Source organism: Methylobacterium segetis (assembly GCF_004348265.1).
In the GTDB taxonomy this organism is placed as follows: domain Bacteria; phylum Pseudomonadota; class Alphaproteobacteria; order Rhizobiales; family Beijerinckiaceae; genus Methylobacterium; species Methylobacterium segetis.
In genome coordinates this window covers 1-20,389 of sequence record NZ_SMNT01000099.1, presented here as the reverse complement: position 1 = coordinate 20,389, position 20,389 = coordinate 1, and the positions used below count along the sequence as shown (strand labels likewise).

At 71.0% G+C, this 20,389-nt stretch carries 11 protein-coding genes and 2 pseudogenes; 6 read left to right on the top strand and 7 right to left on the bottom strand.

Translation table 11 applies throughout. From position 1 onward, the window contains the following. Positions 1 to 371: 371 nt before the first annotated feature. The 4 genes and pseudogenes from E1J50_RS21005 to E1J50_RS20990 all read right to left on the bottom strand — a co-directional run bounded on the left by E1J50_RS21005 (position 372) and on the right by E1J50_RS20990 (position 3,926). The gene (locus E1J50_RS21005; protein ID WP_132255741.1) at positions 372 to 1,397 is read right to left on the bottom strand and encodes a histone deacetylase family protein; all 1,026 of its coding nucleotides are present in this window, start codon (positions 1,395 to 1,397) and stop codon (positions 372 to 374) included. After that, positions 1,394 to 1,861: a DUF3617 domain-containing protein gene (locus E1J50_RS21000; protein WP_132255740.1), complete on the bottom strand. Its 468-nt coding sequence runs from the start codon at positions 1,859 to 1,861 to the stop codon at positions 1,394 to 1,396. Before E1J50_RS21000 ends, E1J50_RS21005 begins: the two co-directional genes overlap by 4 nt. Positions 1,862 to 1,943: 82 nt before the next feature. Next, a complete protein-coding gene (locus tag E1J50_RS20995) occupies positions 1,944 to 2,825 on the bottom strand; it encodes a hypothetical protein (protein WP_132255739.1) in 882 nt (293 codons plus the stop codon). 130 nt (positions 2,826 to 2,955) lie between these two features. Further along, positions 2,956 to 3,926 (bottom strand): annotated as a pseudogene (locus E1J50_RS20990) (glutathione S-transferase family protein). 389 nt (positions 3,927 to 4,315) lie between these two features. Here E1J50_RS20990 and E1J50_RS20985 point away from each other — a divergent pair. Beyond that, the gene (locus E1J50_RS20985; RefSeq protein WP_132255738.1) at positions 4,316 to 6,613 is read left to right on the top strand and encodes an FdhF/YdeP family oxidoreductase; all 2,298 of its coding nucleotides are present in this window, start codon (positions 4,316 to 4,318) and stop codon (positions 6,611 to 6,613) included. Next, positions 6,610 to 6,915: a hypothetical protein gene (locus tag E1J50_RS20980; protein ID WP_132255737.1), complete on the top strand. Its 306-nt coding sequence runs from the start codon at positions 6,610 to 6,612 to the stop codon at positions 6,913 to 6,915. The genes E1J50_RS20985 and E1J50_RS20980 overlap by 4 nt, the downstream gene beginning before the upstream one ends. Positions 6,916 to 6,993: 78 nt before the next feature. Here the strand turns inward: E1J50_RS20980 and zwf are convergent, their stop codons facing one another. Further along, positions 6,994 to 8,457 carry a glucose-6-phosphate dehydrogenase gene (gene zwf, locus E1J50_RS20975; RefSeq protein WP_245516680.1) on the bottom strand — a complete coding sequence of 488 codons (1,464 nt, stop codon included), beginning with the start codon at positions 8,455 to 8,457 and terminating at the stop codon, positions 6,994 to 6,996. Between the two features lie 113 nt (positions 8,458 to 8,570). Next, positions 8,571 to 15,803, bottom strand: coding sequence for a hypothetical protein (locus E1J50_RS20970; protein WP_165937935.1), 7,233 nt, complete (start codon positions 15,801 to 15,803; stop codon positions 8,571 to 8,573). A gap of 359 nt (positions 15,804 to 16,162) precedes the next feature. Between E1J50_RS20970 and E1J50_RS20965 the strand changes: the two are divergent. From E1J50_RS20965 to E1J50_RS20955, 3 genes and pseudogenes are all read left to right on the top strand, one after another. Beyond that, positions 16,163 to 16,636 (top strand): annotated as a pseudogene (locus E1J50_RS20965) (PQQ-dependent dehydrogenase, methanol/ethanol family); the annotation flags it as partial. 272 nt (positions 16,637 to 16,908) lie between these two features. Next, positions 16,909 to 18,138: an MFS transporter gene (locus E1J50_RS20960; protein WP_425374956.1), complete on the top strand. Its 1,230-nt coding sequence runs from the start codon at positions 16,909 to 16,911 to the stop codon at positions 18,136 to 18,138. 121 nt (positions 18,139 to 18,259) lie between these two features. Further along, positions 18,260 to 18,496: a hypothetical protein gene (locus E1J50_RS20955; protein ID WP_132255734.1), complete on the top strand. Its 237-nt coding sequence runs from the start codon at positions 18,260 to 18,262 to the stop codon at positions 18,494 to 18,496. Between the two features lie 79 nt (positions 18,497 to 18,575). Here the strand turns inward: E1J50_RS20955 and E1J50_RS20950 are convergent, their stop codons facing one another. Next, positions 18,576 to 19,055: a MarR family winged helix-turn-helix transcriptional regulator gene (locus E1J50_RS20950; RefSeq protein WP_132255733.1), complete on the bottom strand. Its 480-nt coding sequence runs from the start codon at positions 19,053 to 19,055 to the stop codon at positions 18,576 to 18,578. A gap of 793 nt (positions 19,056 to 19,848) precedes the next feature. Between E1J50_RS20950 and E1J50_RS20945 the strand changes: the two genes are divergently transcribed. Beyond that, a partial coding sequence (locus tag E1J50_RS20945) for a response regulator transcription factor (protein WP_132255732.1) occupies positions 19,849 to 20,389 on the top strand: 541 nt, incomplete at its 3' end.

The following is a 20,389-nucleotide window of genomic DNA, read 5'->3' as shown; positions in this document are numbered from 1 at the left end:
GTCGGCGGCTGGGGGCGCGGGGCCGGCGGCGAGGTCGGGGCCCACAGGCTGCCGGCGAGGCCGAGGCCGGCCGCACCCGCGAGCGCGAGCAGCGCCGGCATCGGGCTGCTGCCCGCCCGGGCACCGCGCTCGCGCCCCTGTGTCGACGGAGAAGCGTGTTCCATGATTCCGCTGCAGGCCCCCTCGCTGATCCGGAGCCGCCGCCGTCCCGCTCTCCCGAGCCTGTCACGACGGGCGGACATTCCGCGCCGCATCCTCGCGGCGCAGACATCCACCCGGGCTCGACCATTCTGGGGCGATCCTGTGGCCGATCTGCGATGGAACGAAATGCTACGAAGCCGTCCGGCCCCGCGGGGCCTGCGCGGGCGGGCTCACGCCGCCCGGATCAGCGCCCGGACATGCGCGGCCGCCGAGGCCGCCAGCGCGTCGAGGCGGTAGCCGCCCTCCAGGACGGAGACGATCCGGCCGCGGCAGCGCCGATGCGCCACCTCGGCGATCGCGCGGGTGACCTCGTCGAAATCGGCTGCCTGCAGCCGCAGCCCGCCGAGCGGGTCCCCTTCATGCGCGTCGAACCCCGCCGAGACGACGATGAGATCGGGGCGGAATGCGTCGAGTGCCGGCAGCAGGTGGCGCGTCCACGCCTCCCGGAACGGGCCGCCGTCGTCGCCGGCCCTGAGCGGCGCGTTCCAGATGTTGCCCGCGCCGCGCTCGGAGGCGGAGCCGGTGCCCGGGAACCAGGGCATCCGGTGGGTCGAGGCGTAGAACAGGTTCGGATCCGACCAGAAGATGCTCTGCGTGCCGTTGCCGTGATGCACGTCGAAATCGACGACGGCCACGCGCTCCGCCCCGTGCCGGGCCCTGGCATGGAGGGCGGCGATGGCGGCCGTGTCGAACAGGCAGAAACCCATCGCTCGCGCCCGCTCCGCATGGTGGCCCGGCGGCCTGACCTGGCAGAAGGCGTTAGCGATGCCCGATCCCGGCTCCATCACCGCGTCGACGGCGCTCAGGCTCGCGCCGACCGCGCGCAGGGCGGCCTCCCAGGTCCCGGCCGAGACCACCGTGTCCGCGTCGATCCGGGCGGGCAGACCTCCCGGATCGGCGGCGAGCGAGCGGATGCGGTCGAGATGGGCCGGGTCGTGGGCGAGGCGGATCGCCGCCTCGGCATCGGCCCGAAGCGGAGCCGCCTCGCGCCGGAGCCCCGCGAAATCCGGTCCCGCCAGGGCCTCGTCGAGGACGCGCATCCGCGCCGGGCGCTCCGGATGGGCTGGGCCGGTCTCATGCGCCACGAAGGCGGGATGGGTGAGGAGCAGCGTGCCTCCACCGCCGGCCCGGCCGGCGACGGGCAGGAGGCAGGCAGCCCCGGCGATCAGGCCGCGCCGGGTCAGGTGGCCGGTCACGGCGCCGGCGCCGGAGCGGCGCAGGACCCCGTTCGATGCCCGCTCTGGACCTCGGTCATGGTCATGTTCTTGCCGCCCATCCGCATCGCGATCCGCCCCTCAAACCCCGTCGGCGAGAGTGTGTAGGCCGCATGCCCCCACGCGGCGTTCCGGCCCTCGCAGGCGATCACGAAGCTGAGGCTCGCGCCGTCCCGGATCATGTTCGAGATCGGGCAGGACGCCAACGGGTTGTTGTCGCTGAGGACCGTCAACCCGCCCGTCGTGCCGGCCTCCTCCGTCACGCAGAGATCGACGGTCTTGCGGGCGCCCGCTCCATCCAGATAGGGCAGTTCGAGCCGGATCTCGGTCCGGTAGCGGCCGGCCTCCGGCATCCCGGATCCGGTCGCCGCGGCGCAGACGACAAGGAGAGCGACGAGGAGCGGACCGAGGCACAGGCTCGGCAGGATCGGCTTCCTCGACGACATCGGCCCCCTCCCCGTCCGCACAGGGAAGCACAGCGTGCGAGCCGGCACGACCCGCTTCCTGCTCGGGAATCCGGAAGGTCCGTCAGCGCCCCGTGGGACAGGCGCCACCGCGCCCCTCGCGGTCGGGCGCGTAGCCGTAGCCGAAGGTGCAGCCCGGCCGCACGGAGAGGGCGGGCAGGCCGCGGTCCCGGACGCCGAGCGTCACGAATCCGAGCGACACGAACCGCTGCCGGACGCCGTGCCGGGCCCGCGGAAGCGCCATCACAGCCCGGATCCGCGGGCGGGCGACCTGCCTCTGACGGCGAGCCGCGCGAAGCATCGCGAGGCGCGCCCGTCGAGCGGCCATGCGCGACCGGATCGCGTGCTGGCGGCGCAGAACGGCCAGGCGGAGCCGCTTGCGCGCAGCCGCGGCGACGCGCGCCGAGCGGATCGCCCTCGGCCGGGCGACCTTCGGCGCCTCGGCGGCCGCAACGGTGCCGACCTCCCCTGTGGCGCCGCGCGCGAGCCGCGTGCGTGCTGCGGGTGCGGGTGCGCTCGCCTGCGCGGTCGAAACCGCGGCGTCGGCGGGGACAAGGCGACGCGCCAGAACCTCGCCCGGCGTGACGGCATTCCTGCGGGCCGGGGCGGGCGCCGTGCCGCAGCCGGAGCAGATCGAGGCGGTGATCCGCTTCCAGTTCCGCTCGGCCTCGTCGAGCTTCTGCTGCGCACGGCGCTGGTAGGTTGAGATCGTCTCGTAGTTCGGAGTGGTCTCACCGATCGTGGGCGCATCCGTCCGCGCGGGCGGCAGCGCGGTCAGGTCCGGCAGCGCGGTCAGGTCCGGCTGCGGCGTCGGCAGGGAGCGCGATTCCGGTCCCGGCGGCACGCCCGCCGCAGCCGAGGAGATCGGCACGTCCTGCGCCCGGGCGAGCGTCGCCGGCGAGGACAGGAGGCTCGCCCCGAGGAGCGCCCGAACGATCGCACGCATGTGCCCTCCCGACGGATGCGGTCGTGCCAGCGCGCGGCACGGCCCAGATCAGGAATCTTTACCGCGAGTCGGGGCCCGCCACGACGCGATCATGCGAGCTACCACTTCGGGAGCATGTCCCTGGCGCCGGTCAGCCGCTGCCGTCGACGGAGCCGAGGTCGAGCACGGGCCCGGACGGCACGATGCCGGACGGGTTTATCGACGGATGGCTCCCGTAATAGTGCTGCTTGATGTGGTGGAAGTTCACGGTCTCCGCGACGCCGGGCAGGCAATAGAGGTCGCGCGCGAAGCGCCAGAGCGCGGGATAGTCGACGATCCGGCGCAGGTTGCACTTGAAGTGGCCGTGATAGACCGCGTCGAACCGGATCAGCGTCGTGAACAGGCGGATGTCCGCCTCGGTCAGGGTGCTTCCGGTCAGGTAGCGGGAGCGCGCGAGGCGGTCCTCCAGCCAGTCGAGTGTCTCGAACAGGGGTAGGACAGCCTCTTCGTAGGCCGCCTGCGTCGTCGCGAAGCCGGCGCGATACACGCCGTTGTTTACGCTCGCATAGATCCGTGCGTTGAGGGCGTCGATCTCCTCGCGGAGATCCGGCGGATAGGTGTCGAGCGGGCGGGCACCAACCTGATCGAAGGCGCTGCCCAGCATGCGCAGGATATCGGCGGATTCGTTGCTGACGATGGTGCCGCGCACCTTGTCCCAGAGCACCGGGACGGTGACGCGCCCGGTATAGTCGGCCCGTGCCGCGACATAGACCTGATGCAGGTAGGCGGCGCCGTTGACCGGATCACCGGTCACGCACGGACCCTCGGCGAAGGTCCAGCCCTGGTCGCCCATGTGCCAGTGGGTCACGGCGAGCTCGATCTGATCGGCCAGTCCCTTCAGACGCCGGATCATGGTGGCGCGGCTCGCCCGGGGGCAGGCGAGGCTGACGTAGAGGCAGTAGCGGCCGGGCTCGGCCGGAATCCGCCCTCTCCCGTCGGTCCGGGGGCGCCGTCCGGCGTCACCCAATGGCGGAAGCGGCTCTCCTGGCGGCGGAAGCGACCGTCCGACCCGGCGACATCGAGTGGCCGCGGCTGCCAATGTCCATCGACGAGCGAACCCATCGTCTCCCCCATGTCCGGAGCCGGTGCCGAACCGGCCGGATCGGCTTCAACGCCGGAACCGCCCTTCGGTCGCGGCGCGACAGCTCGGGCGCGGACCGGGACCGAAGCCTGGCATACCAGCTACCCGCTCAGCAGAGGGCTCACCGTAGAAGCTGCGCGAGCCATGCATGACACCCATACCTCGCAGGCACCGAAACGGTCGCCCACGAGGCGCGGCGAGATGCTATTTCTGACCTGCTGACGCGGCCCCGCTTGAGAGGTGCCGCGGAGGGCGAAGTTCCGGACAGGCGAGTGCGGCCCGAGAGGGCTTCCTCGGCGCATGCCCCGTGCGCCGCGAGGGCTTCGTCGTGCCCGGTCGCGTGGTCGCAGTCACCGGAGCCGCACGTCCGATGGATCGGTCCTCTTCCCCCAAGCGCTCCTCCGCCGCGGGCGGGTGGGGTGCCCTCAAGAGCTGCGGTCGGCACCTCCTCGGCAGCCGGGCGCCGCTCTCCGGCGCCCGCGCCCTGCTGAGCGCCAACCAGCCGGACGGGTTCGATTGCCCGGGCTGCGCCTGGGGCGACCCGGAGCACGGCTCCTCCTTCGAGTTCTGCGAGAACGGCGTGAAGGCGGTCTCCTGGGAGGCGACCGACAAGCGCACGCCGCCCGCCTTCTTCGCCCGCCACACCGTCACCGAGCTGCGCGGCTGGACCGACTACGCGCTGGAGCGCGAGGGCCGCCTCACCCACCCGATGCGCTACGACGCGGGCAGCGACCGCTACCTGCCGGTCGCTTGGGACGAGGCCTTCGCCGAGATCGGCGCGACGCTCCGCGGGCTCGACCATCCGGATCAGGCGGAGTTCTACACCTCGGGCCGCGCCTCGAACGAGGCCGCCTACCTCTACCAGCTGTTCGCGCGCCATTACGGCACCAACAACTTCCCCGATTGTTCGAACATGTGCCACGAGGCGAGCGGGATCGCTCTCCAGGCGGCGATCGGTGCCGGCAAGGGCACGGTGCTGCTTGAGGATTTCGAGAAGGCCGACGCCATCTTCGTGGTCGGCCAGAACCCGGGCACCAATCATCCGCGGATGCTCGGCGACCTGCGCCGCGCCGCCGAGCGGGGCGCCCGCGTCGTCGTGCTGAACCCCGTGCGCGAGCGGGGGCTCGAGCGCTTCGCCGATCCTCAGAACACGGTGGAGATGCTGCGCGGCGCGAGCCGGCCGATCGCGAGCCACTATCTGCAGCCGCGCCTCGGCGGCGACATGGCATTCTTCCGCGGCATCGCCAAGGTGGTCCTCGCGCGGGACGAGGCCGAGATCGCGGCGGGCCGCCCGTCCCTGCTCGACCACGCCTTCCTCGGCCAGCACACCTCCGCCTTCGAGGCGTATCGGGACGCCGTCGAGGCGACCGCCTGGGCGGCGATCCTCGACCAGTCGGGATTGAGCCGGGACGAGATCGAGGCCGCGGCCGAGGTCTATCTCGGAGCCGACACGGTGATCGCCACCTGGGCGATGGGCGTGACGCAGCACCGCCACTCCGTCGCGACGATCCGCGAGATCGCCAACGTGATGTTCCTGCGCGGGCATATCGGGCGTCCCGGAACGGGCTTGTGTCCCGTGCGCGGCCACTCGAACGTGCAGGGCGACCGCACGGTCGGCATCAACGAGCGGCCGCCGGCGGCCCTCCTCGACGCGCTGGAGCGCCGCTTCGGATTCGAGGCGCCCCGCCGGGACGGCCACAACGTTCTGGCCGCGATCCGGGCGATGCTCGACGGCTCGGCCAAGGCCTTCATCGGGCTCGGCGGGAACTTCGCCCGCGCGACGCCGGACAGCGCCGTGGTGGCCAAGGCCCTCGCCGGATGCAGGCTCACCGTCCACATCGCGACGAAGCTCAACCACTCCCACCTGCTGCCGGGGCAGATCGCCTATCTCCTCCCCTGCCTCGGCCGGACCGAGATCGACCGCAACAGCCGGGGCAAGACGCAGATCGTGACCGTCGAGGATTCGATGAGCATGGTCCACGGCTCGGGCGGCATCAACAAGCCGGCCTCGCCGGAGCTGCGCTCGGAGATCGGCATCATCGCCGGGATGGCGGCTGCGACCGTGGGTTCGGAACGGGTCGACTGGGCGGGGCTCGCGGACGATTACGACCGGATCCGCGGCCTGATTGCCGACACGATCCCGGGCTTCTCGCGCTTCAACGAGCGTGTCCGGCGCCCGCGCGGCTTCAAGCTGCGCAACCTCGCGGCCGAGCGCGTCTTCGACACGGCGGGCGGCCGGGCGACCTTCTCGGCCGACCCGCTGCCGGGCGAGACCGAGCATCAGCGCGCGAGCACGGCAGGCGACACCTTCGTCCTGCAGACCTTCCGCTCGCACGACCAGTACAACACCACGATCTACAGCCTCGACGACCGCTATCGCGGCGTCTACGGCGAGCGTCAGGTGGTCTTCGCGCATCCGGACGATCTGGCCGAACTCACCGCCCGGGCCGGCGAGCGGGTCGATCTCGTCTGCGCGCACGAGGACGGGGTCGAGCGGGTGGCGACGGATTTCCGTCTCGTGCCGTTCGACATGCCGCGGGGCAGCCTCGCCGGCTATTACCCCGAGCTCAACGTGCTGGTGCCCCTGTCGAGCTTCGGCGAGCACTCGGACACGCCGACCTCGAAATCGGTGCTCGTGCGGGTCCGCCCGCGGGCGGTGGCGGCATGAGCGTCGCGCCCGCCGACGCCGAGACGTTCCTGGCCGAGACCGACCGGATCGCCGACCTGCGGCCGGATCTGGCCCTGCTGGAGGCCGGGATCCTCGCCGGCCTGCGCCTGGGGCTGGCGGCAGACAGCCGGACCTTCGCCCGCGTCTTCGGCATCGCGCACGCCCTCGTGCTGCGGGCGCTCGCGACGCTGGCCGGCCCGGCGGCTCTCCTGGCGGTCTCCGATCGCGATGCCCGGACGCAGCGCACGCGCTACGCGGTGAGCGCGACGGGCGCGGCGCTCCTCGCGAGGCTCGACGGCTGATCTCGACGTCTCGACCGGGCGCTTGCGGCCTAGGCGTGGACCACCTCTCCCATCCGGGAGAGGCGACCCGCGCCCGGCTCAAGCCCCGTGCGCGTCCGGGTCGCGCCAGGAGCGCTCGAAGGGCAGGCGCCAGGCATGGGGTGCCACGAGCTGGTGGATCGATTTCGGCCCCCAGGAGCCCGGCTCGTAGAGGCGCACCGGCGGCGGCGCTTCGAGGAGCGGCGTCGAGACCTCCCACAGGCGCTCGATGCCGTCCGCGGTGGTGAACAGCGTGTGGTCGCCCCGCATCGCGTCCAGGATCAGGCGCTCGTAGGCTTCCAGCACCTCGCCGAGCATGCCCGTGTCGCGCATGGCGAATTGCAGGCTCAGCTTGTCGAGCCGCATCCCCGGCCCGGGGCGCTTTCCGTAGAAGGAGAGCGACATCTTGGTCGCGTCCGCGAGATCGAAGGTGAGATGGTCGGGCCCCTGCGCGCCCACGCCGGAGCCCACGGGGAACATGCTCTTCGGCGGCTCGCGGAAGGCGATCGAGATGATGCGCTGCCCTTCCGCGAGGCGCTTGCCGGTGCGCAGGAAGAACGGAACCCCGGCCCAGCGCCAATTGTCGATCGCGCATTTAAGGGCGATGAAGGTCTCGGTATCCGATTCCGGATCGACGCCCTCCTCCGCACGGTAGCCGTTGTACTGGCCGCGCACGACGTCGCGTGGGTCGATCGGCACCATGCTGCGGAAGACCTTGTTCTTCTCCTCGCTGATCGGCAGCGGCTCGAGCGAGGTCGGCGGCTCCATCGCCATGAAGCCGAGGATCTGGAACAGGTGGGTCACCACCATGTCGCGATAGGCCCCCGTCGCCTCGTAGAAGGCGCCGCGCTGCCCGAGACCCAGGGTCTCGGGCACGTCGATCTGCACGTGGTCGATGAAGTTGCGGTTCCAGATCGGCTCGAACAGGCCGTTGGCGAAGCGGAAGGCGAGGATGTTCTGCGCCGGCTCCTTGCCGAGGAAGTGGTCGATCCGGAAGATCTGATCCTCGGGGAAGACCTCGTGGAGCATCCGGTTGAGGAGGCGCGCGCTCTCGAGATCCGTCCCGAACGGCTTCTCCATGATGATCCGCGAGCGCGCGACGAGGTCCGCCTCGCCGAGAAGACGCACCACCGGGAGCGCGGCCGCGGGCGGGACGCTGAGATAGTGGAGGCGCCGGCTCTCGGCACCGATCGCGGCCTCCGCCCGCTCCACCGCCTCCCTGAGCGCCGGGGCGCCGCCGGAGAGCGGCACGTAGTCGAGCATCTCGGCGAAGGCCGCGAAGGCCGCCTCGTCGACGGGGCGGACGAAGAACAGGTCGACCGCCTCCCGGGCGAGGCGCCGGAAGGCCGCCGCATCGAGATCGTCGAGGGAGACGCCGACGATGCGGCACTCGGGGATGAAGCCCGCGCTGCAGAGATGGAACAGGCCCGGCAGGAGCTTGCGCCGCGCGAGGTCGCCGGTGGCCCCGACGACGACCACCACCTGCGGGAATTTCGGCCCGACGCCGGGAGGAATCTTTCGCACGGGCATCCCCTCCGCCGCTACGACCGGGCAAGCAACCGGAGTGCCACGCCAAAGCGGCGGAAATGGGAATATGGTCTGGAGGGCGAGGGCCCGAGGCCCCCGCCCGTGGCCGCCTACCCGATCAGGAAATCGCTCGCGTCGATCTGCGCCCGCGTGACGCCGGTGAGCACGAGCACTTCGTCGACCCCGTTGGCGAGATGGTGCAGCTCGACGTTGTTGCCCGCCGCCGTCACGTAGTTTCCGGACGCGCGCGTCCCGCTGAGGTAGGCGTTGAGCTCCGTGCCCGTGTGCAGGAAGGCGCTGACGTCGACCCGGTCCTGGCCGTTGCGGAAATCCGTCACCGTGTCCCGCCCGGTCCCGATCTCGAAGGCGAAGACGTCGTTGCCGTTCCCGCCGGTGAGGGTGTCGTTGCCCGCCCCGCCTGCGAGGAAGTCGTTGCCCTCGCCGCCGCGGAGCGTATCGCTGCCGGCGAAACCGAACAGCCTGTCATTGCCGAGATCGCTGTCGAGGGTGTTGTTCTGGGCATTGCCGCGCAGCTCGTTGGCCAGCGCGTTGCCCTGTCCGGTCTGGGCATTGCCCGTCAGCGTCAGGTTCTCGACGTTGTTGGTGAGCCGGTAATTCACGGAGGCGAGCACGGTGTCGATCCCGCCCGCGGCGTTGGCGTTCGTCTCGGTGACGACGTCGCCCGTGTTGTCGACGAGGTAGGTGTCGTTGCCGTCGCCGCCCGTCATCGCGTCGCGGTCGGCGCCGCCGTCGAGGACGTTGTTGCCCGAATTGCCGAACAGCACGTTCTGGCCGCCATTGCCGGTGGCGTTGATGCTGGCGCTACCCGTCAGCGTCACGTTCTCGACGTTGGGCAGGGCGGCGAGGCTGAAGCTGATCGCGGATTCGACCGTGTCGGTGCCGCCGTTCGCCCCCTCGATGACCACGTCGCCGACGTTGTCGACCACGAAGGTATCGTTGCCGGCGCCCCCGTCCATCCGGTCGGCGCCGAGCCCGCCGTCGAGCCGGTCGGTGCCGGCCTCGCCGAAGAGCTGGTCGTCGCCGGCCTGACCGTTGAGCACGTCGTTGCCGCCGCCCGCGCGGATCGTGTCCTCCTCGGAGGTGCCGGCGAAGGTCTCATTCGCCGCCGTGCCCGTGAAATTGCCGCTGACATTTCCGATCGCGATGGCCCCGAAGGTCTGGGTCAGGGTGTGGCCCGCCCCATCCCGGACGGTGACGTCAACGCTGAGGTTGCGCGGCCCCGTCTCATAGTCGATCAGGGCGCCGGCCTTCACCTGAAGCTCGTTGCCGACGATCTGGAACAGGGCCGCGTTGGTCCCGCCGAGCGTGTAGACGAGACTGTCCCCGACATCTGGATCGTTCGCCGCGAGCTTGGCGACGAGGGTGCCGCCGGGCGAATTCTCGAGGACCGTCAGGGCGCCGTTCGTGCCGGTGCCGGCGGCGGTCAGCGTCGTCGCGGCCTCGTTCACATCGCCGACCGCGAGGTTGAGCGTCGCGGTCGCCGTCGTTCCATCGGCGGTGCGGGCCTGGACGACGAGGCTGTAGGTCCGGGCGGTCTCGTAATCGAGGGCCTTGGTCGGAGCCACGACGAGGACGCCGTTCTCGATCGCGAAGAGGCCGCCGGGGTTGCTCACGAGGCTCAGGACGGGTGTGCCGGTCGGGAAGCCGCTCGTCGTGAGCGTGGTGATGCTGGCGTGCTCGGTATTCTCAAGGACGCTCGGGCTGTTCGTGCCGAAGGTGATCTTCGGCGTGCCGGTGCCTCCGCCGCCCGTATTCGTGTTGAAGAGCTGCTGGACCGTGAAGTCGCCGTCCGTGAAGCGGAAATGCTCGACGTTCGAGACCGTATCCCTGCCGTCGGCGAGGCCGTCGCCGCGGGCGCCCTTGACGATGATGGTGCCGCTCGCATCCTGCGTGATGTCGTAGTCGGCGCGCTTGCCGCTGAAGACGGCCGTGTCGTCGCCGAGGCGGCCGTCGATGATGTCGTCGCCGCCCCGGCCCTCGAGCACGTTGGCGCCGTTGGTGCCGCGGATCTCGTCCGCCGCCTCGCCTCCCACCGCGTTCTCGATGTTGTGGAGCGTGTCCTCGGCCTGGAAGGCCGCGTTCGTCGCCCCCGTATTCGGATCGCGGTTCGAGCGCGTGGTGCCGTCCGCCGGCGTGGGGCCGCCGAGGAGGTCGATCAGGAAGCGGGCCACCTCGCCGCGATACGAGACGGTGTCGCTGCCGGCATTCCCGTCGAGGTCGTCGATCCCGAAGCCGCCGATGAGGAGGTCGTCCCCGTCTCCGCCCGAGAGCGTGTCGTTCTCGCTGCCGCCGATCAGGATGTCGTCGCCCGTGTCGCCGAACAGGAGGTCGTTCTCGCTGCCGCCGAGGATCAGGTCGTTGCCGCCCGCACCGTGCAATTCGTCGGCGAGCGCGCGCCCGTCGATAACGTCGTCGCCCGCCGTACCGCTGATCACGTCGCGGGGCGCGCCCTCGCGCGGCCCGATGATCAGGTTGCCGGGCTGACGGGTGTCGAGGATCTGGCCGACAATGTCCTGCTCGGTGGCGCCGGCGGTGGCGCTGCCCTCGGCCGCCACGATCTGGCGCCCGTCCTCCAGCCCCGCGACGGAGAAGGAGAAGCTCGGATCCACGCCCGGCACGCCGAGGGTGGTGGACCCGTCCGGGAAGGCGTCGAAGATGCCGCCGAGATGGATGCCGGCCGCGTCGTAGACCTGCCCTTTCACCTGATGGGCGGCTGCGTCGTGCCAGTAGATCGCGAAGCCCTGCTCGGCGGCGGTCGGCACCACCTGGAAGGTCGCGCCCGGGGCAAGACCCGTGAGCATCAGGGGCGCATCGAGGCTGCCGAGCGGGTCGCCGGTGGCGTTGTGGATCGTGGCCGTGACGAGGCCGCCAGCGTCTTGCTTGACCAGGATGAAGTTGAAGCCCACGCCGACGATCGCCTGGGCCGTTGCGGCGCCGTCGCCGCCCGCGGGCGAGCGGGCGAGGATCGGGTCGGCGCCCGTGCCGATCCTGGCGGGATCGAGGATCGCGTACTGGGCGCGGCCCTGGTCGTCGATCCAGCTCGTCACGAGCTGGCCGTCATGCAGCATCGCGGTCGAGGCGCCCCTGCCCGCGCCGAGATCGACCGAGGAGCCGAGGCTTGAGCCCGGCAGCACTTCGGGTCCGGCCGTGCCCGTCTGCAGAACGAAGCGGTCGACGTAGATCCGCCCGCCCTGGCCGTAGGCGACGTTGAAGCCGAACTCGGCGGTCTTGTTGTTGGCGTCGAGGAGTTCGTAGCCCGCGACCGAGGCCCCGGTCTGCGCGCCGGTTCCGTGATCCTGCACCGCGATCTCGCCGAGATTGCCGGTTAGTGCCGAGACGAAGCCGACCTTGATCCGGCTCGTCGCGCCGGGGCTCGCCGTCTCTTCCCAGGCCGCCGCGACGCCGAGATCACCCGCGACGTTCGCCGCCACGTGGGCGATGAGGCCGGTGCCGTCGCCGAGTTCGTGGCGGATGACGCCCGCCGCGCCCGCGCCGATGCCGAAGGCGGCATCGGCCTCGCCCAGCGAGGTGTAGGCCTTCAGGTAGAGGTGGCTGCGGCCGCCCGCGCCATCGTCCTCCACCCACAGGAAGGCGTAATTGTCCTGCATCGCGACCGCGACGGGGTCGTGCTGCAGCCCGGCCCGCGGATTGGCGATCGCGGTGCCGGCCGGATTGCGCAGGGCGCCGTCGTTGACGATGAATTCGCCCGTGTCGGCATGCGGGCCCCAGGGACGGACGGCGTAGGTGCCGTCCGGCGTCGGGGGCGCGAAGGCGTTCGGCGCAAGCGGAAGGAAGGCCGTCATGTCGACGGCGCCGTCGGCGAATTTCAGGTGCTCGAAATCCTTGACGACGTCGCGCCCGTCGGGGCCCGCATTGGTGGCGGGCTCGCGCGGGTTGCGCATGTCCTTGACGGTGAAGCTGCCGTCGCCGTTGAGGGTCACCGAATACTGGGCCCGGTTGCCCGAATAGACCGCCACGTCGTCGTCGGTGCCGTGGCCGGGCGTGTCGCCGAGGCGCTCCTGGCCGCCGTCGAGATGGTCATTGCCGGCCCCGCCGATGACGGTGTCGCTGCCCATCCCGGCCTGGATCGCGTCGTCAAGACCCTGGCCGTTGATGAAGTCGTCGTTGACGGTGCCGACGATGAGGTCGCGGCGCGCCTGCGTCGTGCCGTCCGGTCGCACGAGGTCCCCGAAGATCTCCTGCGGCCCCTCGCGGGTGTCGATGATCTGGACCCTGATGTCGCTGTCGCCGGCCGAGACCTCGTTCCAGACGACGACGGCCCTGTCGCTGACGAGGCCCGCGATGCCGTGGCCCTTCTCGGTCAGCCCCGTCGCGGTGTCGAGGGTGACGGCGTGGCCGAAGCCGTTGGCGCCCCCGTCGAAGTTGAACGCCTTGATGGCGGTCTGGCCGTTCTCGAAGACGCTGTAGGTGACGACGCCGCCATCATTGTCCTCGCCGAGTCCGACGACGTTGAACTCGCCCGTGAAGCCGGGACCGCCGGAGACCGACGCCTTGCCGAGCCGGCCCGCCTCGACGATCTCGCCCGCCACGAAGGTGCCCGGCGCGCCGCCGAGGACGAAGGTCTGCCCGAGGACGACGAGATCGCCGTTGCCGGCATCGGCAACCCAGAACAGGCCGAAATTGCCGGCGCCGAGGGCGACCGCGCGGGCGAGCTGGCCATTCGCCACGGCGACGCCGTCGGGTAGGGCGACGCCTTCGATGAAGGCGCCGTTCTGGTCGAGGAGGCGGACGCGCAGGCGGTCCTGCCCCGTCCCGTCGCGCTCGATCCAGGAGATCACGCTCTCGCCGTCATGCGCCACCGCGACGCTCGGGTCGCGCCCGAGGGCGCCGCCCGTCAGTTCGAAGACGGCATTGTTCGGCCCCGATCCCGATGCGCCCTCTGCGAGCGTCGCGTCGGCCTGCCCGTCGAGGCCGGCGGCCTTCGGCTCCTGGAAGGAGGCGCCGTCCGCGGTCGCCTGCACCTCGTAGCGCTGGAAATAGACGTGGCCCGAAGCCCCGTTGCCGGCCGCATTCCAACCGGCGCGGTCGGTCTCGACCCAGAGCATGTTGAAGCCGGTGCGGACGTCGAGCGGCTTGCCCGCAGCATCGAGGGTGACGACCTTCTCGTAGCCCGCCATCGCCACGCTGTGCTGGTCGACGACCTGCCCGGCCGCGAGCGGGCCGCCGAGGCCGAGCTTGACCTCGTTGCCGATGATGCTCGCCGGCCCGAGGAAGCGGGCGGCGAGGCGCACGCCGTCGCTCGTCGCCTCGCCCCAGACCGCCTCGTAGCCGTCGCCCCATCCGACGAGGGCGACGCCGGTACCCGCACTGATGGTGCCGCTGCCGTCGTCGAGCCGCATGGGCAGGGGCAGGAAGGCGTCCGGCGTCCCGTCGTGGTTGTAGAGCTGGAGCCGAACCTGCGTAGCCGCGCCCGTGCCGGCGAGTGCGGCGACGCCGAAGACCTCGCCGAAATTGTCAGCGATGGCCGGCCGGCTCTGGTCGCTCGTCGCCGCATCGACCTGGAAGCCGTTCAGGTCCGCGTTGGTGTTGCCCCAGTGCGAGGGGGAATCCGAGCGCGGCTGCACGTCGGTGGCGAGGTCGAGGATCGTCTGCTGGCTGCGGTCGAGGGTGCCGTCCGCCTTCACGTGCACGTTGAAGGCAATGTGCTCGACGTCCCAGAGCGTGTCCGGCCCCTCGATGCCGCCGTTGTGGGCGACGCTGACCGAGCCGTCGGCGTTCTTCTTGACGCTGTAGGCGCTCTGCAGGCCGGTGTACCAGACCGTATCGCCCTTCGAGCCGTTGGCGCCGCCGTGGATGGCGTCGCTGCCGACGCTGCCCTCGATCAGGTCGTCGCCCGAGCCGGCCCAGACGGTGTCGGCGGCGAGGCCGGGGCGCAGGTCGTCGTCGAAGCTCGTGCCGATCATCGTGTCGACCTTGGCGTCGACGCGGCCGTCCGCGCGGTGGCGGTCGCCCTCTTGGAAGAAGGGCGGTCCCAGGTAGTCGCGGGTATCGAGGAATTGCGCGGTCACGTCGCCGTTGCTGCCGACGATGACGGCGCGGTCGCCGGCGAGTCCCGTCGAGGCGAAGCCGTCCGGGCTGGTGACGCCCTGGAAGACGGTCGAGGCGGAGCTGTGCGTCCCGTCCGTCGCGAAGGCGACCGAGACCACGTCGGTCGTGCTGTCGGAATTCGTGACCCCGCAGGTGAGCACGAGTTGCGAGGTGCCCTCGCCGAGGCCGGCGATGCTGAAGGTGCCGCCGAAAGTGCCGGGCAGGTCGTAGCGGATCTCGCGGGCGGCATCGACCGTCCAAGTGTTCGCGACCGGGCCGGCGGCGAAAACCTGCGCGACGACCGAGGTGATCCCGTTCACGGTCTCGACCCAAGCGATCACGAAATCGGTCGTGCCCGCGATGTTCGCGATCACGAGCTTGCTCGCCGCATTCGCGGTGCCGAGCATGGCATCGACGAGGGTGTCCATCGCTGCGGCGTCGGAGGCGAGCGTCCCGCCCGCACCGGCCGCGTTCGGGTTGAAGCGGATGTCGTTCTGCGAGCCGTCGGCGTCGAAGATCGCGAACCGGACGTGGTTGTTCGGGTCGATCCAGGCGATCACGCTCTCGCCGTCGTGGAGGCTCGTCATGGCGACGTTGCGCCCGCTTGCGGCGAGCGTCAGGACGGCGTCGCCGTCCGTGCCGCCGACGACCCCGTCGAGACCGGCGGGTTTGGGGGCCACGCCGTCCGGATTCGTCGGATCGATCGCGTAGCGCTGGAACTTCACCGCGCCGTAGCGGGCGTCGGCACCGGCCGGCAGGGTCTTGGGCGTGGCGATCCAGGCGACGTTGAACCCGGTGGACAGGATCGTCTTGGCATCGACCGTCTTGTCCGCGTTCTCCCGCGCGTTCTGGAATCCCGCGACGACCGCCCCTTGATCGTCGTCCTCCGCCGAGCCGAGGGTCAGTTCGCCGGGCACGAGCCCGACCGCGCCGACGAAGCGGACCTTGACGTCGGCAGGCTCGCCGAGGGCCGAGCGCGACTCGTAGGCGACCGCGAACCCATCGCCCGCGCCCGCGACCACGGGCCGCGAGACGATGCCCGGTCCGGTGCTGATCTTGAGCAATCCCTGGTCGAAGAGGCCGCCGCCCGCGTTGAGCGCCTTCAGCCAGATGCTCGTGGCGCCGCCGGCCTCGGTCGAACGATAGGCGACCGCGAAGAAATCGGTGGCATTGTCCGCGGCCGAGACTTGATCCTCGACGGCCGTCGTCTGGGCCACCTTGAAGCCGTTGAGTTGGTCGGTGAGCGTGTTGCCCCAGCGCGTCAATGTAACCATGACCCGTCGCCTCCGGCGTGCGTGCGCCATCTCGAGCGGCCGAGGACTCAGCCTCGTTCCGCCGTTCCCTTGAGAAGGAAGAAAGTATTCTTGATGATCGGATACAATTTTTCTGAAGAGATATTCAGGACGTAAAGTCCGAACGACGCCGGACTAAGGTCGGATTGTTTTTCAGACCAAAGTCCGATCCCCGATCTGTACTGATTTCGTGCGGCATGGCACCGAGGCTCGGACGTGGCTGCGCGACCTTGAGCCTCTGCCTCCCCGAACACGTCGGTCGCGGGGACTCGCTCGGGGCGACGCGATCCTGCAGCCGGTCCGGTTGACCTCGCGGCACGCTGCGCCGATGGCCGGTGCCCTTCCGCGTGACCTCCGTGCCGGGCCAGCCCTATGTCGGCTCCACGCTGAGCCTGCACCCGCCGGCGCGCGAGGAGCGGACCGGCGCCTTCATCGCCTGGGACGGTGCGCGCGGCCGGATCGCGTGGTCGAACCCCGAGCCCTTTTCGGTCTGGTCGGGGGCGCTCGCCACGGCGGGCGGCCTCGTGTTCTACGGGGCGCCCGAAGGCTATCTGAAGGCCGTCGACGCCAGCACCGGGCGGGAGCTCTACCGCTTCAAGACGCCGTCCGGCATCGTCGGCAACGTCACCACCGATCGCCATCGCGGCCGGCAATACGTGGCGGTGCTCTCCGGAATCGGCGGCTGGGCGGGGAGCGGCCTTTCCGCGGGCCTGACCGACCCGGCCGACGAATCCGGCGCGGTCGGCGGATATGCGGCCCTCTCCCACGATACGGCGGCGGGCGAGCGACTCACGGTCTTCGCGCTGCCCGAATGACGCCGGACCGGCACGCGCCGGAGGCCCCCCATCCGGGATCGGGCTTTCCCGCGGCCATGCCCGCCGCGAAGACCTGAGCCGAGCGTGGTGCCCTCGCCCCGCCCGACCTCGGGATCTATGTCCCGATCTGCTTGCCGCACTGCAGCGTCGAACTGAGCAGATGCAGCAGAGCCTCGCCGCACCGGCCCACCCGAGCCGGCGAGGTGGGCCCGAGCTGTCAGCCGGCACCCGTGAGATCGAAGCGAGACGACGCATTGACCGACCGAGCGATCCTGAGCGAGCCCTCGGCCCGCCCTGCCGCGACCGTGGCGAGAGCGGCAGCCGAGGGGAGCCACCCGACCCTCGTGCTGCTGGCGCTCGCCATGGGCGGCTTCGCGATCGGCACGACCGAGTTCGCCGCGATGAGCCTGCTGCCCGACTTCGCGCCGGATCTCGGCATCGACGAACCGACCGCCGGCCACGTCATCAGCGCCTACGCGCTGGGTGTGGTGGTGGGCGCCCCCGTGATCGCGGTGCTGGCCGCACGAGTCGCGCGGCGCACGCTCCTCATCGGCCTGATGGTGCTGTTCGCCCTGGGCAACGGCCTCTCGGCGCTGGCACCGAGCTACGGCACGATGCTGCTGTTCCGCTTCCTCGCCGGCCTGCCGCACGGCGCCTATTTCGGCGTGGCGGCGCTGGTGGCCGCCGCGCTCGTCCCGCGGGAGCGGCGGAGCCAGGCGGTCTCTCGCGTCATTGCCGGCCTCACCATCGCGACGGTCGTCGGCGTGCCGCTCGCCAACGCCATCGGTCAGCTCGCCGGCTGGCGCTGGAGCTTCGGCCTCGTGGCGCTTCTCGCGCTGCTCACCGCGATCCTGGTGCGGCTGTTCGCGCCGCTCGGTGCCGTCGCCCCGGGCGCCAGCGCGCTGCGCGAGCTCGGCGCGCTGCGCCGCGGGCAGGTCTGGCTGACGCTCGCCACCGGGGCGATCGGCTTCGGCGGCCTGTTCTCCGTCTACACCTATCTCGCCTCCACCCTGCTCTCCGTCACGCACGCCTCGCCCGCCGCGATCCCCGGCATGCTCGCCGTGTTCGGGCTCGGCCTCACGGTCGGCAACCTCGCCTGCGCCTGGGCGGCCGACCGCGCCCTGATGTCGGCGGCGGGCCTCACCCTCGTCTGGAGCGCGGCGGCTCTGGCCCTCTACCCGTTCGCCGTGGGGAGCCTCTGGACGCTCGCCCCCGTCGTGTTCCTGATCGGCTGCGGCGGCGGTCTCGCCACCATCCTGCAGACGCGGCTGATGGACGTCGCGGAGGACGCACAGACGTTGGCGGCGGCCCTCAACCACTCCGCCTTCAACTTCGCGAACGCCCTCGGCCCCTGGCTGGCGGGCCTCGCCATCGCGCACGGGCTCGGCCTGCCCGCGACGGGCTTCGTCGGCGTCGCCCTGGCGCTGGGGGGATTCGCGATCTGGGCCGTCTCGCTGGTCGCGGACCGCGCCGACCCACGCGCCTGCGAGCAGCCGGGCTGACGGGCAGACCGGCGCGAACGCGGACCGCGACCCGTTGCCGTGCGGCTCGCCCCCCCTCCCATCACGGTGTCGCGCCGGCTTTCGCCGCGCGAGGCCGTTGAGCCCCAGGAGGGATCGACCCATGAGATACCTGCTTGCCGGATCGCTGATCGCGATCGGCCTGTCCAGCGCACCGCCGTTGCACGCGCAATCGATCGACATCGGTCCCGGCGGCCCGAACATCGACCTTCGGAGCCGCCGGGACCGGGAGCGCGATCTGGACCGGGAAGACGCCCGCCGCGAGATGAGGCGCGATCAGCGGCGGCGGGACATCGAGGATGACGACGACGATGACGATGACCGGCCGCGGCGGCGCTAGTGAGGCTTGAGCGGGCCTCCGGAGACGCCCGCGCGGGGCGGAGCGCCCTCTCCCGAACGGGTTGAGGTCGTCGGCAACCTCACCCCCGGCTGGCCGCGCTCGCGACCCGCTCCCGGAAGGCGCGGGAGGCGAGAAGGGCGTGCACCGCGCGAAGCTCGGCCGCGCGCTCCGGCCCGAAAGCCGCCTCGAACCGGCCCTGCACCCCGCTCCACAGGGCCGTGGTCTCGCCGAGCTTCGCGCGCCCGAGATCGGTGAGACTGACCCGTCGCGCCCGGCGGTCGTGCAGGTCCGGCACGAGGCGGAGGTATCCGTCGCGCGTGAGCGGCTTCAGGGTGTGCCCGAGACCCGACAGATCCATCACGAGGCTCTCGGCGAGTTCGCCCATCGTCGGAGTTCCGAGGCGCGCGACGCTCGCGAGCAGCCCGTGCTGCGTGGCACGCAGGCCGCTCGGCGCCAGGGCGTCATCGTAGATCTGGCCAAGGCTGCGCATCGCCTGCCGGAGCATCGCGTTGCTGCACAGGCTCGGATCCGCCCGCTCTCCCGTCGGCCCTGCTGCCATGTCCGGAATCCCCCGCCTCGGCCGCCGCACATGTTAGCGGATGCGGGCGCAGGCCGCCGACCCGAATCCGGGGTCGGAACCGCTCTTCCGAAGGACGCTTCGCGGCTCGGCTCGCGGCCTCGGAAACGTCCGGCCCACGGAATCCTTTCATCAACGTAAATGCCGGTTCGTCGTCGCCGCGCGGCGCGGGGGGCGAATCGAAGAGGGCACTCGCGCCCCTGATTCGGCCCGGATCCGCCTGCGAGGGCCCTGTGGACAGAGGCTCGGGGTCACCTTGCTTAACCTTGATCAAGCGAGCCGCCCGACGGACCGGTACGGTCGCGCACGGAAAACCTAACCTTCCGAAGAGGGGTACTAAACAGGTCTAATTACAAAAAATTATTGCAAAAATTCTTGGATTGCCTCAGCACATCGGACGTGCAGTGGATCTGCGTCGGATCCTCTGCAGAAGAACAAGAAACTCAGGGAATGGCGCGCGAATTACTTAAGTAGCAATCGAAGTACGGCCGAGACCCATGAGCAGGCACCTTCCGAAGATTGTCGCAGACCTGTTGAGCCGCCTGCGGGCGGGCATCGGCGCGGCCTTGCGGGAGGCGGCTTTCGGGGGTGGCGCGGACAGGTCCGCGGCATTGCGGCTGGCCGTGACGGCGCGCCGTCGGCGCGTCGCGACGAGCCGGCGCGGGTCCGATTAAGCAGGACGAGAGTGGTCAGACGATCGGAGCGTTCGGGCCGGTTCTGAACCGGCCGCGGCCGCCCATGCTCTGCGCAACTCCGATAGATCAGGGGGTTGAAGGTGTCCGAGATCCAAGTGGTCATCATCGACAGCGATCCGCTGTTCCGCGCCGGGGTGGCCTACACCCTGAACGCCGAGGCCGACATCACGGTCGTCGGCGAGGGGGCTTCCGCCTCGGACGCGTTCCGGCTCGCGGTCGCCCTGAAGCCGAACGTCGTCATCCTCGACATCGGGATGCTGGGCGGCGGCGCGGAGGCGGTCGAGACGCTGGTCGCCCACTGCTCGGACGTGAAGATCCTGATGCTCACGAGCATCGTCGACGACCAGCATGTCTGCTCGGCGATGCAGGGCGGGGCCTGGGGCTACGTCCTGAAGGGCGTGAGCGGGCCGGAACTGGTGCAATCGGTCAAGGTGATCCACCGCGGCGAGCGCTACGTCACGCCGGCGCTGGCCGCCCGCCTGTTCGCCCGGCCCCGCCCCGCCGCCTCTAAGCCCGAGCCAACGCCCTTCTCCAGCCTCACCGGCCGCGAGGAGCAGATCCTCACGCTGCTGGCGGAGGGCCTGAGCAACAAGGAGATCGGCGGCCGCCTGGAGATCAGCG

What these genes read in the sequence shown, in the direction of transcription:
- E1J50_RS21000 (WP_132255740.1), bottom strand. Translation starts at nt 1,861, where the DNA reads ATGTCGTCGAGGAAGCCGATCCTGCCGAGCCTGTGCCTCGGTCCGCTC.
- E1J50_RS20995 (WP_132255739.1), bottom strand. Translation starts at nt 2,825, where the DNA reads ATGCGTGCGATCGTTCGGGCGCTCCTCGGGGCGAGCCTCCTGTCCTCG.
- E1J50_RS20985 (WP_132255738.1), top strand. Translation starts at nt 4,316, where the DNA reads ATGGATCGGTCCTCTTCCCCCAAGCGCTCCTCCGCCGCGGGCGGGTGG.
- E1J50_RS20980 (WP_132255737.1), top strand. Translation starts at nt 6,610, where the DNA reads ATGAGCGTCGCGCCCGCCGACGCCGAGACGTTCCTGGCCGAGACCGAC.
- E1J50_RS20970 (WP_165937935.1), bottom strand. Translation starts at nt 15,803, where the DNA reads ATGGTTACATTGACGCGCTGGGGCAACACGCTCACCGACCAACTCAAC.
- E1J50_RS20955 (WP_132255734.1), top strand. Translation starts at nt 18,260, where the DNA reads ATGAGATACCTGCTTGCCGGATCGCTGATCGCGATCGGCCTGTCCAGC.
- E1J50_RS20950 (WP_132255733.1), bottom strand. Translation starts at nt 19,055, where the DNA reads ATGGCAGCAGGGCCGACGGGAGAGCGGGCGGATCCGAGCCTGTGCAGC.